This window comes from Amycolatopsis sp. cmx-4-54 (assembly GCF_046548895.1).
Classification (GTDB): domain Bacteria; phylum Actinomycetota; class Actinomycetes; order Mycobacteriales; family Pseudonocardiaceae; genus Amycolatopsis.
This window is the reverse complement of record NZ_JAEBEJ010000019.1, coordinates 39,230-55,367: the sequence shown is the minus strand read 5'-3', so window position 1 is coordinate 55,367 and position 16,138 is coordinate 39,230. Positions and strand designations below refer to the sequence as shown.

The 16,138-nt window shown below is 69.1% G+C and carries 16 protein-coding genes and 1 pseudogene; 6 read left to right on the top strand and 11 right to left on the bottom strand.

The window, feature by feature from the left end; translation table 11 throughout:
• Window positions 1–33: 33 nt before the first annotated feature.
• From ACLJQ7_RS39970 to ACLJQ7_RS39940, 7 genes and pseudogenes are all read right to left on the bottom strand, one after another.
• The gene (locus tag ACLJQ7_RS39970; RefSeq protein ID WP_410653396.1) at window positions 34–246 is read right to left on the bottom strand and encodes a hypothetical protein; all 213 of its coding nucleotides are present in this window, start codon (window positions 244–246) and stop codon (window positions 34–36) included.
• Window positions 247–406: 160 nt separating this feature from the next.
• Entirely contained in the window at window positions 407–616 is a 210-nt protein-coding gene (locus ACLJQ7_RS39965; RefSeq protein ID WP_410653395.1) for a DUF397 domain-containing protein, read from the bottom strand.
• Entirely contained in the window at window positions 600–1,517 is a 918-nt protein-coding gene (locus tag ACLJQ7_RS39960; RefSeq protein ID WP_410653394.1) for a helix-turn-helix domain-containing protein, read from the bottom strand. Before ACLJQ7_RS39960 ends, ACLJQ7_RS39965 begins: the two co-directional genes overlap by 17 nt.
• A 459-nt stretch (window positions 1,518–1,976) precedes the next feature.
• Window positions 1,977–2,876 carry an acyl-CoA thioesterase II gene (tesB, locus tag ACLJQ7_RS39955; RefSeq protein WP_410653393.1) on the bottom strand — a complete coding sequence of 300 codons (900 nt, stop codon included), beginning with the start codon at window positions 2,874–2,876 and terminating at the stop codon, window positions 1,977–1,979.
• Window positions 2,877–3,178: 302 nt separating this feature from the next.
• Window positions 3,179–4,603 carry a pyruvate kinase gene (pyk, locus tag ACLJQ7_RS39950; RefSeq protein ID WP_073846805.1) on the bottom strand — a complete coding sequence of 475 codons (1,425 nt, stop codon included), beginning with the start codon at window positions 4,601–4,603 and terminating at the stop codon, window positions 3,179–3,181.
• A gap of 111 nt (window positions 4,604–4,714) precedes the next feature.
• The gene (locus ACLJQ7_RS39945; RefSeq protein WP_410653392.1) at window positions 4,715–5,380 is read right to left on the bottom strand and encodes a DUF2461 domain-containing protein; all 666 of its coding nucleotides are present in this window, start codon (window positions 5,378–5,380) and stop codon (window positions 4,715–4,717) included.
• Window positions 5,381–5,479: 99 nt separating this feature from the next.
• Window positions 5,480–6,111: pseudogene (locus tag ACLJQ7_RS39940) on the bottom strand (glycoside hydrolase family 18 protein); the annotation flags it as partial.
• Between the two features lie 54 nt (window positions 6,112–6,165).
• Between ACLJQ7_RS39940 and ACLJQ7_RS39935 the strand changes: the two are divergent.
• Complete coding sequence (locus ACLJQ7_RS39935) at window positions 6,166–6,420, top strand: hypothetical protein (RefSeq protein WP_410653391.1); 255 nt, start codon at window positions 6,166–6,168, stop codon at window positions 6,418–6,420.
• Between the two features lie 38 nt (window positions 6,421–6,458).
• Entirely contained in the window at window positions 6,459–7,901 is a 1,443-nt protein-coding gene (locus tag ACLJQ7_RS39930) for an aromatic amino acid ammonia-lyase (protein WP_410653390.1), read from the top strand.
• 12 nt (window positions 7,902–7,913) lie between these two features.
• Here the strand turns inward: ACLJQ7_RS39930 and ACLJQ7_RS39925 are convergent, their stop codons facing one another.
• Window positions 7,914–9,368: an amidohydrolase family protein gene (locus ACLJQ7_RS39925; RefSeq protein ID WP_410653389.1), complete on the bottom strand. Its 1,455-nt coding sequence runs from the start codon at window positions 9,366–9,368 to the stop codon at window positions 7,914–7,916.
• 195 nt (window positions 9,369–9,563) lie between these two features.
• Window positions 9,564–10,589 carry a 6-phosphofructokinase gene (locus ACLJQ7_RS39920; protein ID WP_410653388.1) on the bottom strand — a complete coding sequence of 342 codons (1,026 nt, stop codon included), beginning with the start codon at window positions 10,587–10,589 and terminating at the stop codon, window positions 9,564–9,566.
• A 283-nt stretch (window positions 10,590–10,872) separates the two neighbouring features.
• Here ACLJQ7_RS39920 and ACLJQ7_RS39915 point away from each other — a divergent pair, with 283 nt between their 5' ends.
• Window positions 10,873–11,949: a 3-deoxy-7-phosphoheptulonate synthase gene (locus ACLJQ7_RS39915; RefSeq protein ID WP_410653387.1), complete on the top strand. Its 1,077-nt coding sequence runs from the start codon at window positions 10,873–10,875 to the stop codon at window positions 11,947–11,949.
• Window positions 11,950–12,216: 267 nt separating this feature from the next.
• Here ACLJQ7_RS39915 and ACLJQ7_RS39910 read toward each other — a convergent pair whose 3' ends face one another.
• On the bottom strand, window positions 12,217–12,702 hold the full coding sequence (locus tag ACLJQ7_RS39910) for a polyadenylate-specific 3'-exoribonuclease AS (RefSeq protein WP_410653386.1): 486 nt from the start codon (window positions 12,700–12,702) through the stop codon (window positions 12,217–12,219).
• A gap of 20 nt (window positions 12,703–12,722) precedes the next feature.
• Window positions 12,723–13,484 (bottom strand): lysophospholipid acyltransferase family protein, encoded by a 762-nt coding sequence (locus ACLJQ7_RS39905; protein WP_410653385.1) that lies wholly within the window; start codon window positions 13,482–13,484, stop codon window positions 12,723–12,725.
• 214 nt (window positions 13,485–13,698) lie between these two features.
• On the opposite strand from ACLJQ7_RS39905, the gene ACLJQ7_RS39900 reads away from it, so the two are divergent.
• The 3 genes from ACLJQ7_RS39900 to ACLJQ7_RS39890 are packed head-to-tail and all read left to right on the top strand — an operon-like array spanning window position 13,699 to window position 16,120.
• Window positions 13,699–14,469, top strand: a complete 771-nt coding sequence (locus ACLJQ7_RS39900) for an alpha/beta hydrolase (RefSeq protein WP_410653384.1) — start codon at window positions 13,699–13,701, stop codon at window positions 14,467–14,469.
• Window positions 14,466–14,957 carry a hypothetical protein gene (locus ACLJQ7_RS39895; protein WP_410653383.1) on the top strand — a complete coding sequence of 164 codons (492 nt, stop codon included), beginning with the start codon at window positions 14,466–14,468 and terminating at the stop codon, window positions 14,955–14,957. The genes ACLJQ7_RS39900 and ACLJQ7_RS39895 overlap by 4 nt, the downstream gene beginning before the upstream one ends.
• Before the next feature lie 20 nt (window positions 14,958–14,977).
• Window positions 14,978–16,120, top strand: coding sequence for a glutamate--cysteine ligase (locus ACLJQ7_RS39890; RefSeq protein ID WP_410653382.1), 1,143 nt, complete (start codon window positions 14,978–14,980; stop codon window positions 16,118–16,120).
• Window positions 16,121–16,138 lie beyond the last annotated feature (18 nt).

The window sequence follows — 16,138 nt, the reverse complement described above, 5'->3', positions numbered from 1 at the left end:
GGTTTTCGCCGAGAGCTTCATCGCACTCGACCTCTACCGGGTGATCTCGCCGCTACGGGCGGGTGCCTGCCGAGCCTCGCGGCGTTCCTGGGCGGGCACCCGGACCTCGGCGCGGTGCGCGCGGATCCGCTTGCCTGCCCGGCGGGCCCGGTCGACCCATACGCTGCGGCCCGCTCGCTGGAGCTCTTCGCGGCGGTACTCGACCTCGGCCAGTACTCCGGTGAGCAGAGCGTCGTTCGTGTTCATCTTTTCCCCTTAGGAACTCACTGCCTTGTTCGGTAGTGACGAGATTCGTCCTGAGGGGTGCCTCGCGGCATCGGGTGATCACCTACACCCGGACGTGATTCGACCCCTTACGCCAGCCCATCCCCTGCTCGGGGGGCGTAAGGGGTCGAGTTCAGCGGCGCTAGTCGTGAGCGGGGCCACCCGTGCGCACGGCGCCGAGCAGCCCGCGCCAAGCCTGCGGCGAGAGGCGGAAGGCACCTCCCTCGGGGTCCTTGGAGTCCCTCAGCGCGGCACCGGATCCGGTGAAGGCGACCTCGACGCAGTCGTTGCCGCCCCCGCTGTGGCTGCTCTTGAACCACCGGGCCTGGGAAAGATCATCGTTGGGCGTCATGCTCCCCACTCCTTACTTGTTTCCAGGGACTTTTCTCCGGAAGGGCCGCCTGTTCGGCGAACCTTCCGGCGGCCTCGGCGATCACCTCGACCGAATCGTCCGGCTTCAACGCGGCGGCACGCAGATGGTCGAACATCAACGCGTATCGCCGGACGTCCGGGGGTTCCTCCAGGTAGAGCCCGCTGGAGGTGCTGTCGACGTAGACCACGTCGGTGTCGGCCAGTTCGGGGAAGCCCATGACGAGGAACGGACCTTCCATCCCGGGATGGGCACCCGCGCCGAACGGCACGATCTGGACGGTCACGTTCGCCCTCCCCGCCATCGTGACCATCCGGTACAACTGCTCCGCCATGACCTCGGGGCCGTCGACCACGCGATGCAGGACCGCTTCGTCGATGACGGCCCAGTACTCCGGGGGCGAGGGATCGGTCAGCAGTTCCTGCCGCGCCATCCTCGCCGCCACCCGGCGCCTGACCTCGGCGTCCTCGGCGTCGGGCCGCATCGCCCTGATCACGGCCTTGGCGTACCGCTCGGTCTGCAACAGGCCCGGGACCAGCAGCGCCTGGAACGCCCGCAGCGAACTCGCGTCCGCCTCCAGCCCGACGAAGGTGCCGGTGAACACCTCGTTATACGCGTGCCACCAGCCGCGTTTGCGGGCTTCCCTGGCCAGCTGGACGAGCGCTTCCTGTTCGTCGCCCGCGATGCCGTACAGCTCGAGCATGTCGCGCGCGTCGCGCGGGGTGACGCCGACGTGCCCCGTCTCGATCCGGCTGACCTTCGACGCCGAGCATTCGAGCTTCTCGCTCACCTCGTCGATCGTGAGGTCCGCCGCCTCGCGCAACCGCCTCAGCTCGCTCGCCAGCCGACGGCGGCGCACGGTGGGTCCCTGACCCCTCGTCATACGGCACCTCCACAAGCTGTCCGAGCACCAACGATCGCGACACGGCGAGGAGAACAGTGTTCAGCAACCCGCACAAAGCACATCTAACCAGCCCGAGACACATTCGGTGAGATGGTCACACGACCATTTTCCGCCACGCCGGTTTTTCATCCTGCAATTTGCAGATTGCCGTTGTAGGTTGAGCATTGTGCAACGCGGTACGCCCGCCTTCACCGGCGGCAGCGGATCCGCTCGCGGCACGGGCGCGGAGCCGCGAGCTGCACCGATGGGCTTTCGGAAGGAAACCCATCGAAGCCGGATTCATCCCCGGTGCAGGGCCGGAGCCGTCCCCCGATCGGTTCCGGCCCTCCCTTTATGCCCGCACCCATTCGGTAATGCTCTGGCTCCAGATGTTAATGCGTTTCGCCATTCCCTCTAAAGGGTGGACAAGACGACAACACCGATGCGGAACGTCACCGTTCACACCACCCGCAGAAGCCCTTCCTGCACCACCGTGGCGATATGCGTTCCGTCCGCGGCGAAGAACCGGCCGGTCGCGAGCCCCCGGGCACCCGACGCGGTCGGCGACGCGCTGTCGTAGAGGAACCACTCGTCGGCCCGGAACGGGCGGTGGAACCAGAGCGCGTGGTCGAGGCTCGCGCCGAGCACCTTGTCGAGATCCCAGTAGACGCCGTGGCGCGCGAGGACCGAATCCAAGAGCGTCATGTCGGAGGCGTAGGTCAGCACGCAGACGTGCAGCAGCTGCTGATCCGGGAGCTTGCCGTCGGCCCGCATCCAGACCTGGTTCCTGGCGGGCCGGTCGCCCGACTTCCTGGTCACCCAGGGCGGCTCGTTGACGTAACGCAGGTCGATCGGGCGCGGCCGGTCGAGATGGCCCATGAAGTACCCCTCGGCCCGCTCCTGCAGCGTCGGGAGCGACTCGGGATCGGGGACGTCCGGCATGGTCTCGGAGTGTTCGATGCCGCCTTCGTCCTTCTGGAACGAGGCGGACAGGGAGAAGATCGCCTTGCCGTGCTGGATGCCCACGACACGGCGGGTGGTGAACGAGCGGCCGTCGCGGATGCGGTCGACCTCGTAGACGATCGGGACACTCGGGTCGCCGCCGCGGATGAAGTACGCGTGCAGCGAGTGGACCTTCCGCTCCTCGGGGACCGTGCGGCCGGCGGCGACCAGCGCCTGTCCCGCGACCTGTCCGCCGAACACCCGCACCGGCGAATGGGCGGGCGAGACACCGCGGAAGATGTTCTCCTCGATCTTCTCCAAGTCCAGCAGCGCGACCAGCCGGTCGAGCACGGGCTGCCCGCCCACCCCACCGGCGTTGTCGAAACCGGCCGCGGCTTCCCTGGCCATCTCAGTCATGCCCTGAACTTTAGGCCGTGCGGGTGCCCCGGGCCCCGGTGAGGCGGGACGTTTGTCGCGAAGGCCACCTTCGGGACACCTGGGACGCTACCGATGAGCGAAGAGTCGCGATCTCGCGTGACTGACCGGGCGAGACGCGTGTCGTCCATCTGATCACGCGTGTCGTCCGTCCAATCACGCGTGTCGTCCATCCAGGCACGCGAACCCACTCACGACCACCTCGGGCCAAGACGCAGTGAAGGCCTCCTTCCCTACTCTGACGGTAGGGAAGGAGGCCTTCACGGACTTTCGCTGAGACGGCGTCAGGCGTGGTCGTCCTCGCCGAGGCGGTGCACCCGGATGAGGTTGGTCGAGCCGACGGTCCCGGGCGGGGAACCGGCCACGATGACCACCAGGTCACCCTTGGCGTACTTGCCCATTTCGAGCATCGCGTGGTCGACCTGTTGGATCATCTGGTCGGTGGAGCCCACCTTCGGCACGATCCGCGTCGTGGTGCCCCAGGTCATCGCGAGCTGGCTGCGGACGCTCTCCTCCGGCGTGAACGCCAGCAGCGGCAGCCGCGTGTGCAGCCGCGCGAGCCGCCGGACGGTGTCACCGGACTGGGTGAAGGCGACCAGCGCCTTGGCGTTCAGCCGCTCGCCGATGTCCCGCGCCGCGTAGGAGATGACACCGCGCTTGGTGCGCGGGACATGCGACAGCGGCGGCACGACCGGCGAGTCGGTCTCGACGGCTTCGATGATCCGGCCCATGGTCTTGACCACGTCGATGGCGTACCGGCCGACACTGGTCTCACCCGAGAGCATGAGCGCGTCCGCGCCGTCGAGCACCGCGTTGGCGACGTCCGAGGCCTCGGCGCGGGTCGGGCGGGAGCTGTTGATCATCGACTCGAGCATCTGCGTCGCGACGATGACCGGCTTCGCGTTCTCGCGGGCGATTTGGATGGTGCGCTTCTGCACCAGCGGGACCTGTTCCAGCGGGAGTTCCACGCCGAGGTCACCGCGGGCGATCATCACCGCGTCGAAGGCAAGCACGATGGCTTCGAGGTTGTAGACCGCTTCGGGCTTCTCGATCTTCGCGACGACCGGGAGGCGTCCCTTGCCGACGCGGTCCATCACCTGGTGGACCAGGTCGATGTCGGCGGGCGAGCGGACGAACGAGAGCGCGATGAAGTCCACGCCGAGTTCGAGCGCGAACTCGAGGTCTTCGATGTCCTTTTCGGACAGCGCCGGCACGGAGACGTCCATGCCCGGCAGGGAAACGCCCTTGTTGTTGCTGACGGGGCCGCCTTCGGTGACCTCGCAGACGACGTCCGGGCCCTCGACGTGGGTGACCACGAGGCCGACCTTGCCGTCGTCCACGAGGAGACGGTCGCCGGGCTTCGCGTCGTCGGCGAGTCCCTTGTAGGTGGTCGAGACGCGGTCGTGCGTGCCCGCGACGTCCTCGACGGTGATGCGCACGATGTCGCCGTTGTGCCACTCGACCGGCCCGCCCGCGAAGGTGCCGAGACGGATCTTCGGCCCCTGGAGGTCGGCGAGGATGCCCACCGCGCGGCCCGATTCGGCGGCGGCGGTGCGGATGAGGTCGTAGACCTGCTTGTGGTCGCTGTGCGTCCCGTGGCTGAAGTTCATCCTCGCGACGTCCATCCCGGCGTCGACGAGTTGCCGCATCTTCTCCGGCGTAGCGGTCGCGGGGCCAAGGGTACAAACGATCTTCGCGCGTCGGCTCACGTTCGCACAGCGTAGTCCCTCATCGCGGATACGTCTGTACCGATACCGAAAGTTCAAGAAAAGTGTCAGTTCACCTGGGCGAAGTGGCAACCATCGATCGGGGTTCGGTGGTTATCGTCGCGGCTTCTCGCTCGGCCCGACCCGGTCCCGCGCCCACTCGTTGAACGCGCGCACCTGCCGCCACGCCTTGCGCACCCGGTCGAGCGCGCCCCGTTCGTGCAGGACGTCGTCCGGCTCCCAGCCGCGGACGGCGTACACGGAGCGGTACTTCAGCAGGTCGATGCGGGGATGGTCCTCGGGGAAGCCGCGCGGCTTCGACTTGAGCCTGTCGCCCTTGATCTCCCAGCCCGCTTTCTCCAGCTTCGCGAGGATTTTGGCCAGTTCGGCGCCGCGCAGTTCGGTGTCGACGGCCTTGCGGAAGCGGGCGAGCTGATCGGACTCGAAGTGGAAGCAGCCGCCGCCGACCCGGAGCCCGGCCGGGCCGACCTCGACGTAGTACGCGCCGCCGCCGCGGCCCTGTTCGATCACCGCGCCGCAGTGGGTCTTGTACGGCGTCTTGTCCTTGGCGAACCGGACGTCGCGGTACGGGCGGAAGACCTTTCCTTCGCCGAAGCCGTCGCCGAACTCCGGGACCAGCTCGGCGAGCAGCGCCTCCATCGGGGCGCGGACGTCGGCCTTGTAGGTGGCGAGGTTCGCGTCCCAATAGGACTTGGAGTTGTCCGCCTCGAGACCGTCGTAGAAGTCGATGGCGTACTCGCCGAAACCGTCGAAACCCATGCGGTGACCGTAATCCTCACCACCGACAGAAGCGCGTGAAGGCCCCCTTCCCTCGGCTCAGCCGAGGAAAGGGGGCCTTCACGCGCGCCCGGGAGAGGCTTACTTGGCCAGTGCGGTGATCAGCTCGCCGTCGGTGGTGTCACCGGAAAGCTCCCAGAAGAAGGCGCCGCCGAGACCCTGGTTCTTGGCGTAGGTGACCTTGCCGCCGATGGTCGCGGGGGTGTCGTAGCTCCACCAGTCGCTGCCGCATTTCGCATAGGCGGTGCCCGCGACGGTGCCGGTGGCCGGGCAGGTGTTCTTCAGGACCTTGTAGTCCTGGATGCCCGGCTCGGTGCCCGCCGCCGGTCCGGTCGCGGTGCCGCCCGGGGCCTCCTGGGTGACGCCGGTCCAGCCGCGGCCGTAGAAACCGATGCCCAGCAACAGTTTGTTCGCCGGGACGCCCTTGCTCTTCAGCTTCTGGATCGCGGCGTCGGAGTGGAAGCCGTCGGTCGGGATGCCCTCGTAGCCGGTCAGCGGGGAATGCGGGGCGGTCGGCCCTGCGCGGCCCAGGCACCGAAGTAGTCGTAGGTCATGACGTTGTACCAGTCGAAATACTGCGAGGCGCCGCCGTAGTCCGCCGCGTCGATCTTGCCGCCATCGGTGCCGTCCGCGGTGATCGCGGCGGTGACCAGCTCCGAGCCGAACTTCTCCCGCAGCGCCTGCGCGAGATTCTTGATCGCGGGCCGGCCCGCTGGGTGTTCGGCGGCCCGGAGACCTACAGCCACGACCACGGCGGTCACCGGCACATGGTCGGGCGGCATCTCGGCCGCGCCATCACCGAAGAGCAGCGCCGCCGCTGGGTGAACCTGCTCTTCGACGCCGCGGACGAGGCCGGGCTGCCCGCCGATCCGGAGTTCCGCTCCGCGTTCGCCGCGTACGTCGAATGGGGCAGCAGGCTCGCAGTGATGTTCTCGCAGCCCGGCCGTGAGGTCACCGTTCCCGAGACCATGCCGAAGTGGGACTGGGGGAACCGGCCGCCCTGGCAGCCGCCGTCGCACTGAGGGCGTCCATAGTGGAGCGGTCGTGAAAGGAGGCCGACGTGATCCGGGTGGACGGCCGGACCCTGCGCTGTGCGGACGTCGTGACCGCCGCGAGCACCGAGGGTCCGCTGGGCATTGACGTCTCGATCGCCGCGCTGCGCGGCGCGGAAAGCGCGTGGAAACTCGCCGAAGAGCTGAGCACGCGCCGCATCGTCTACGGCCGCACCACCGGCGTCGGCGCCAACAAGGAGGACCCGGTCGGCGAGGGTGAGTCGCCGGATCACGGGCTGCGGCTGCTGCGCAGTCACGCGGGCGGCAGCGGCGACGTCATGTCCCCCGGCCAGACCAGGGCGATGATGCTCATCCGGCTCAACCAGCTGCTGGCCGGACGTTCGGGGCTCAGCCCCGAGCTGATCGGGGCGCTGGCCGCCGCCGTGCGGACCGGGGCGCTGCCGCTGGTGCACCGGCTGGGCGCGATCGGTACCGGCGACCTCGCGCCGCTCGCGGAGACCGCGCTCGCCCTCACCGGCGAACGGCCGTGGCTGGCGGGCAGTGTGCCTCCGGTTCCCGTGCGGGCCGGTGACGCGCTCGCGTTCATGAGCAGCAACGCCGCGACGCTGGCCGAAGCGACCCTCGCGGCGATGCGGCTCGACACGCTGACGCGGGCGAGTCACGTCGTCGCGGCGCTCACGTACATCGCGCTCGACGGGAACCCGGAGGCCTACGCGACTCCCGTCCACGAAGCACGTCCGCACGCCGGACAGGTCGCCTGCGCGGCGGAGATGCGGCGGCTGCTCGGGATGGAGGGCACGCCCAAACCCGGCAGGCGGATCCAGGACCCGTTCGGGCTCCGCGCTTTCCCGCAGGTGCAGGGGCCCGCGCTGGACGCGATCCACTACCTGCGCGACGTCCTCGCGGTGGAGATCAACGCCAGCACCGAAAACCCGATGATCTCGACGGTGCATCAGGACGCCTACCACCACGCGCATTTCCACACCGCGTACGTCTCGACCGCGCTCGACCAGGTGCGCGCGACCGTCCACCAGGTCGCCGAGCTGTCGGTGGCCCGGCTCGGTGATCTGGTGGAGCCGGAGTTCACCGGGCTGCGGCCGTTCCTCGCGGCCGGGCCGTCGGGCAGTTCGGGGGTGATGATCCTGGAGTACGTCGCGCACGACGCGCTCACCGAACTGCGGCAGGCCGCGCTGCCGGCGACGCTGGGCACCGCCGTCGTCTCCCGCGGGATCGAGGACCACGCGAGTTTCTCCACCCAGGCCGCGCGGGCGGCGACCGCGGCGGGCTCGGCGTACCAGCAGGTGCTGGCGTGCGAGCTGGTCGCGGCCGTCCGGGCGCTGCGGATGCGCAAGGCAGACCTCGTCTCCCTGCCCGCGCGGGACGCCTACGAGACCGCCGCGGCGGTGCTCGACCCCAGCCTCGAAGACCGGCCGCTCACCGAGGACATCGCCCGCGCCGTGTCGCTTTTGGACACCCTCGCGCTCGTCTGACTCCCCGGGAGGTCAGCAGCAGCAGCCCCGCCGGGCGAGGGAGTGGATCCGGGCGCTCGTGGCCGCCGTCGGCCGGTTCGCGGCGGCCTCGACGGCGTCGAGCATCCGACGGCGCTCCGCCCTGCCGAGGACCCGGCCGCGGGTGATCACCGTGTCGATCTTCGCGACGTTGCGGATGTCGGTCGCCGGGTTCGCGTCCAGCAGCACGAGATCCGCCTCCTTCCCGACCGTCACCGTGCCCGACGTCGCTTCCCTGCCCAGGAACCTCGCCGCGTCGCCCGTGACGGTCTTCAGCGCCTGCACCGGTGAAAGCCCGGCCTCGACCAGGAAGGCCAGTTCCTCGTGCAGCCCGCTGCCGGGGAAGGTGTACGGGTTGAGGCAGTCGGTGCCGCCGATGAGCCCGACCCCCGCATCGCGGGCGACGCCGACCAGCCGCAGCGTCTCCTGGTAGTAGCGCTCCTGCAGGGCGATGTCCGCCGGGGTCTTGGGCGCGAACAGTTCGATGCCCTTGGCCCAGCTCTCGCGCATGTCGGCGGGCACGTATTTCAGCCGCGGGTCGTGCTGGTGGGTTCCGGCGGGCTGCGTGACCACCCGGTTGATCGTCAGCGTCGGCGAATGCCAGGTGCCGTTGCACCGCAGCCTGGCGAAGTAGGCCCGCGCCCTGCCGCGGTCGTACGTGGTGACCGATTCGAACTCCAGCCGCCGCGCCAGGTCGAAGAACGCACGCGGCGCCTCGGGGTCGTAGGGCGTCGCCGTCAACCGGTCGAGGATCTCGTCGCGCCGGGACGAGCAATGGACGGACACCCCGAAGAAATGCTCGAGGCTGTGCTGGCCGAGGTCGCTCACCTCGAGGTGGGACAGCTTGTACGGCCAGTGCCCGGAGAACCGGAGGCCCTGCGCGCGGGTTTCGTCCGCGAGCGCGCGCAGGGCGTCCGGGCCGAGGTAGGAGTAGGTCTTGACGAATTCGGCGCCCGCGGCCTTCTCCGCGCGGACGACGGCTCGCGCCTCGGCCGCCGTCGACACGTGGAGAACCGGTGGCGCCAGCAGCGTCACCGGACCGTCGACGATCCCGCTCGCCAGCACCATGCGCGGGCCGAGCAGCTCACCGCGTTCGATCTTGCCCTTCGTCTCGCGGTTCTCGGCGTATCCCCACATCTCGCGGACACCGGTGACACCGTGGACCAGATGCAGGGGCGGGACGATCTCTTCGAGGTCCGCGCCGTGGGAGTGCATGTCCCACAGCCCCGGGACGAGGTACTTGCCGCGTCCGTCGATCACCCGCGCGCCACCGATATCCGGGAGCTCGGCGGAGCCGCCCACCCAGACGATCCGGTCACCGGCGAGCACGACCGAAACGCCGGGCCGCGGCGCCGAGCCCGTGCCGTCGATCAGGGTGACCTCGGCGATGACGACGATCTCGCCCATGACGGCGGTGGCCGTGCCGGGCAGCAGCCCGGCGAACGCCATCCCGGCTCCTCCGACGGCCAGCCACCTCAGGAACTCGCGCCTATTGGATCCCGCACCCGCCATGAGAACCGCCGTCCCTTTCACCTGGATCCCCAGATGGCCGATTCAACTTGTCGCGGAGGCGAGGCCGCAAGAAAACGAAGGCCCCTTACCTGAACTCAGCACAAAGTAAGGGGCCTTCTCCTGAAACTCGGCTCAGCCGAAGAAGACCTCGGCCTCTTCGTACCGCCCGACCGGGACGGTCTTCAGCTCGGCGGTCGCCTCGGAGAGCTTGACGCGGACGATGTCCGTGCCGCGCAGCGCCACCATCACACCGAAATCACCGTCGGCGACGGCGTCGACCGCGTTGAGCCCGAACCGGGTGGCGAGCACCCGGTCGTACGCCGTCGGGGTGCCGCCACGCTGGACGTGCCCGAGCACGACCGCCCGGGATTCCTTGCCGGTGCGGGCGGCGATCTCGTCGGCCAGCCAGGTGCCGATACCGCCGAGCCGGACGTGCCCGAAGGCGTCCTTCTCGCCGGTGAGCAGCCGCTCCTCGCCGCCCTCGGGCAGCGCGCCCTCGGCGACCACGATGATCGGCGCGTACTCCTTCTCGAACCGGCGCTCGACCCACGAGACGACCTGGTCGACGCTGAAGTGCCGCTCCGGCACGAGGATCACGCTCGCGCCGCCGGCGAGACCGGAGTGCAGCGCGATCCAGCCCGCGTGCCTGCCCATGACCTCGACGACCAGGGCCCGATGGTGCGACTCGGCCGTGGTGTGCAGCCGGTCGATGGCCTCGGTGGCGATCGAGACGGCCGTGTCGAAGCCGAAGGTGTAGTCGGTGGCGCCGAGGTCGTTGTCGATCGTCTTGGGCACCCCGACGACGCCGACACCGTCGTCGGTGAGCCGCTTCGCGACGCCGAGGGTGTCTTCGCCGCCGATCGCGATCAGCGCGTCGACCTGCTGGTCGGCGAGCACGGCCTTGATCTTGTCGACCCCGCCCTCGACCTTGTACGGATTGGTCCGCGACGACCGCAGGATCGTGCCGCCGCGGGTCAGGATGTCCTCGACGTCGTTCAGGCCGAGCGGGCGGCTGTCCCCGGTGAGGGGACCGTTCCAGCCGTTGCGGAACCCGACGATGTCCCAGCCGTGCACCTCGATGCCCTTGCGCACCACAGCGCGGATCACCGCGTTGAGCCCCGGGCAGTCGCCACCGCCGGTCAGCACACCGACACGCATGAGAAGCCTCCGTCTTGTGTTCCGTAGAGATGACAGTCACATGTCCCGTCGCCAGCGTAGCGGGAGTTCTCTGGATCGGTGCAGGGCGGACCACCTCGGGAATCGGTCCACGTCCGCGATGTGCTAGCTTGGCCCCGTGCAGCGCTATTTCTGGTTTACGAAGCCGGCCCCGGGTGGGCACGGCCGCGTGAACCTGCGCTGACCTCCACCCCGAGCCGGAATCACACCGGCTCGGCGAGGTCCCGCGGGTCGGTATCCCTTTCGAAAGGAACCAGACCCCGCGATGTCTCCCTCCGCTGACACCCTGATCGCCCTCGACGGGCACCGCACGGCGGCCATCAACCCCCTGCTGTCGCCCGCGATGCTGCGGCACGAACATCCGATGACGGCGGAAATCGCCGATACCGTCCTAGCCGGGCGGGCCTCGGCCGTCGACATCCTCGACGGCCGGGACGACCGGCTCCTCGTCGTCGTCGGGCCCTGCTCGGTGCACGACGCGGACGCCGCGCTCGACTACGCCCGCCGCCTCGCCGCCAAGGCCGAAGAACACCGCCGCGACCTGCACATCGTCATGCGGGTCTACTTCGAGAAGCCGCGGACCACGCTCGGCTGGAAGGGCCTCATCAACGACCCCGGGCTCGACGGCACGTACGAGGTCAACCACGGCCTGCGGATGGCGCGCAAACTGCTGCTCGACATCTCCGCTCTCGGCCTTCCGGTGGGCTGCGAGTTCCTCGACCCGATCACCCCGCAGTTCATCTCCGACACCGTGACCTGGGGTTCCATCGGCGCGCGGACCGCGGCGAGCCAGGTGCACCGGCAGCTGTGCAGCGCGCTGTCGATGCCGGTCGGGATCAAGAACTCGACCGAGGGCGACGTCCAGGTCGCCGTCGACGCCACCCGCGCGGCCGGCGCCGGCCACGTCTTCGCGGGTATCAACCCCGACGGGCTCGCCGCCCTGATCACCACGGCGGGCAACGAGGACTGCCACGTGATCCTGCGCGGCAGCTCCGCCGGCCCGAACTACGACCCCGCGACGGTGGCCGACACGCTCGCGCGGCTGGCGAAGTCGGGGCTGCCGGAGCGCGTGATCATCGACGCGAGCCACGGCAACAGCGCGAAGGACCACGTGCGGCAGGCCACGGTCGTCCGTGAACTCGCGGACCGGATCGGTGCCGGTGAGCGGGGCATCGCGGGGCTGATGCTGGAGAGCTTCCTGGTGGCAGGACGGCAGGACCTGACGCTGGGCTCGGCCGCCTCGCTCACGTACGGGCAGTCGATCACGGACGCGTGCCTCGGGTGGGAGACGACGGCGGAGCTGCTGGACACGCTCGCGGAGGCGGTGGACTCGCGCCGGTAGGGGTACCAGTGGCTGCGATGAACGGTCCGTTCCTGGCGAATTCGCAAGGAAAGGACCGTTCCTTGCGTGCCGGGTCGCGTCTTATACCGCGAAGGGAGCTTTCGCCGCGTCACATGCGGGATGGCGTCCTTCGCGTCTGCCCACTTCAGCCTCAGCAGCACCATCAGTCACAAGCGCCGCGCCTTCCCCAGTACATGAAGGCCCCCATCCTTGCGCCTAGGTACGGGAAGGGGTCCTTCACGTACTTGAGGCGGAACGGGACGGGCCCTACCGGTGCCAGTAGGACTCGATGATCTGCCAACGCTGGTAGTTGTGCCGCGCGTCCGCCAGCGCGTCGTGCTGGTCGTCCGGCGCCGAGGGCAGCTTCGGCTTGCCCGCGTCCTCCCAGCGCTGCCGCAGGTCACGCGTGAACCGCGGCAGCTGACGCGGCAGGGCAGGCATCGGTCCCCACAGCTGCGCCAGCGCGACGTGGTCGTAAGCGGCGAACCAGGCCCACAGTTCGATCCCGCCGGGCGGCTTGCCGAAGAACTCGAGCAGATCCGTCCGGATCTTCTCGCGGCCGCGCCACGCCGGGTCGGCGGGCGACGGGAGTTTCGGGAGCACGTTGTCGCGAACCCAGGGGCCGGCCTTGCCGGGATCGAAATCGGTCGAGACCGCGTAGAACTCGCGTCCTCTTTCGTCCACGACACCGATCGACACCAGATCGATGGTCACGCCGTCCTCAATGAATTCGGTGTCGTAGAAAAAGCGCACCGGAGAACCCTAGTGGGGCCTCAGCCGACCTTGGTGTCCGGGATACGGGCGACGTCCTGGGCGGACGGCTGCGCGGGCACCTTGGGGCGGAGCCCCGCCTCCTCGGCGGCGAGCAGTTCCTTCGCCTTGGCGGCGTAGATGTCGACGTACTCCTGGCCGGACAGCTCCATGAGCGCGTACATGATCTCGTCGGTGATGGACCGCTCGATGAAGCGGTCGCCGGCGAGGCCTTCGTAGCGCGAGAAGTCGAGCGGCTTGCCGAAGCGGATTTCGAGGCGGCGCGGCCACCACATCTTCGAGCCGATCGGGTTGACCTTGTCGGTACCGACCATGGCGACCGGGACCACGACACCGCCGGACTCGAGCGCGATCCGCGCGACGCCGGTCTTGCCCTTGTACAGGCGGCCGTCCGGGGAGCGGGTGCCTTCGGGGTAGATGCCGAGGAGGTGGCCCTCGCGGACCAGCCGGGTCGCGGTGTCGAGCGCGGCCTGCGCGGCGTTGCCGCCGGAGCGGTCGATCGGGAACTGGCCGACGCCGGTGAAGAACCACTTCTTCAGCAGGCCCTTGAAGCCCTTTTCGGTGAAGTACTCCGATTTGGCCGGGAAGGTCACCTTGCGCTTGACGCGCAGCGGCATGAAGAAGGAGTCGGCGACCGCGAGGTGGTTGCCCGCGAGGATCGCGCCGCCGTCGTCGGGGATGTTCTCCGCGCCGACGACTCTGGTGGGCCACAGCGCCTTGAGCAGTGGCCCGATAAACACGTGTTTCATGAGCCAGTACAGCACTGCGAAAACTCCTCCTAGCAGCTCGACCCCCGCGCCCGATGGTCAAGACTACGAATCGCGCACCCCAGGCACAACGAAGTCCACCCGGTTACCCGCACCCAGCGACGGATCTCACACCCGATCCGGCCCGATTCCGCCGGTGGCCGGGGGCCCACAAGCCGCTCCGGTCGTGCGAACATAGGAGACCTACCCAGCTCTCACGGAAGGCGATCGCATGGCCGTCCTCGCCGGCGCGGAACCGTTCGCTCACACCGGTTCGACCGAAGCAGGGTTCCTGCTGTGCCACGGATTCACCGGCACTCCCGCGAGCATGCGGCCCTGGGGGGACCATCTGGCCGAAGCCGGTTACACGGTGCGCTGCCCGCTCCTTCCCGGGCACGGCACGCGGTGGCAGGACATGAACCGGACAGGCTGGGAGGACTGGTACGGCGCGGTCCGTGAAGAGCTGCTGGCGCTCTTCGCGACGTGCGAGACGGTGTTCGTCGCCGGGATGTCGATGGGCGGGACGCTGACGCTGCGCCTCGCCGAGGAGTTCGGCGACCGGATCGACGGCATCGTGCTGGTGAACCCCTCGATCCTGACGTTGCGCTGGGACGCCAAGCTGCTGCCCGTCCTGTCGAGGGTCCTGCCGTCGGTGCCGGGCGTGGCGAACGACATCGCGAAGCCCGACGAGAAGGAGCTGGCCTACTCGCGGACGCCCGTGCGCGCCGCGGCGAGCCTGGCGAAGCTGTGGAAGCTCACCCGCGCGGATCTGGGCAAGGTGACCCAGCCGGTGCTTCTGCTCCATTCGGCCGCCGACCATGTCGTGGAGCCGGTCAACTCCCAGGTGATCCTGGCCGGGATCGGCAGCGAGGACGTGACCGAGGTGGTGCTGGAGAACAGCTTCCACGTCGCCACGCAAGACCACGACGCAGGCCTGATCTTCACGCGTACGGTGGACTTCGCCCGGTCCGTGCACCGGGCGGGACAGGTGGACGCCGGATGAGCAGAGGCAAGGACGGGCCGGAGGACGTCGACGCGACGTTCGCCGAGATCGTGGCCGACCTCCGTGCGGAGGGCGTCGGTCTGTTCCCGGACGAGGAACTGGAGAAACCGGCGGAAAAGCCCGCCGAGAAGACCCCGCGGCCCGAGCAGCCGGACGCCGAACCCGAACCGGGCTGGCGAGGGGGCGGCACCAGCTGGGACAAGACCCTCTTCGAGGACGACCCCGCCGGGTCGAGCGACGACGAGGGCCATTTCGTGCCGCCCGAGCCGCCTCCCCTGCCGCGTCCGCGCAAGGGCGCGTTCATCGTCCTGCTGTTCTTCGTGCTCGGCCTGCTGCTCCTGATCGCGCCCAACCTGATCGGCATGGGCACCCGGCTCGGTACCCCCCTCGGCATCCTCGCCCTCGCGACCGCGATCGCCCTGCTCCTGCTGCGGGTGCGTCAGGGGCCGCCGCCCGGCGCGGATCCGAACAACGGCGCCCAGGTCTGATCTGCCGGACAATTCGGAAGATGAAGATCGACTTCACTCCCTCGCGCCGGTCGACGGTCGGCGCGGAATGGGAACTCGCCCTCGTCGACCGGCGGACCGGCGAGCTGTCGTCGGTCGCGGAAGAGGTGCTCGACGCCGTCCGTCCCGGCGGCGCGGAGGAGCACCCGAAGATCAAGCAGGAGCTGCTGCTCAACACCATCGAGGTGATCAGCGGGATCTGCGACACGATCGCCGAGGTCAAAGCCGATCTGAATGATTCGCTGGACGTCGTGCACTCGGTGCTCGACCCGCTGGGCGTCGAGCTGTTCTCGGCCGGGTCGCATCCGTTCTCGACGTGGTACCAGCAGAAGGTCACCGACAAGGAGCGCTACGCCAAGCTCATCGACCGGACCCAGTGGTGGGGACGGCAGATGCTGATCTACGGCGTCCACGTGCACGTCGGCGTCGACCACCGCGACAAGGCCCTGCCGATCCTGGACGCACTGCTCAAATACGCGCCGCATCTGCAAGCGCTTTCGGCGTCTTCGCCGTACTGGGGCGCCGAGGACACCGGGTACGCGTCGAACCGCGCGCTGATGTTCCAGCAGCTGCCGACGGCCGGGCTGCCGTTCCAGTTCCGGAAGTGGACCGAGCTGGAGAGCTACGTCGACGACATGTTCACCACGGGCGTGATCGACCACTTTTCCGAGATCCGCTGGGACATCCGGCCCGCGCCGCATTTCGGGACGATCGAAATGCGGGTGTGCGACGGGTTGCCGACGCTGGAGGAGGTCGGCGCGATCTCAGCGCTGACCCAATGCCTGGTCGACGATTTCAGCGCCCGCCTGGACGACGGCGAGATCCTGCCGACGCTGCCGCCGTGGCACGTCCAGGAGAACAAGTGGCGCGCGGCGCGCTACGGCGTCGACGCGATCGTCATCCTCGACGCGGCGGGCAACGAGCGCCTGGTCACCGACGACACCTACGACCTGCTGAACCGGCTGGAACCGGTCGCCCGGCGTCTGGACTGCGCCGACGAACTGCGGTCGGTGGAGACGATCCTGACCTGCGGGCCGAGCTACCTGCGTCAGCGCGCGGTGGCGAAGCAGTACAACGGCAGCCTTCGCGCCGTCGTCGCCTCGCTCATCGCGGAGATGCGGGACGGGAAGATCGCGCGCCCCTGAACTCCGACCGCATTCAGA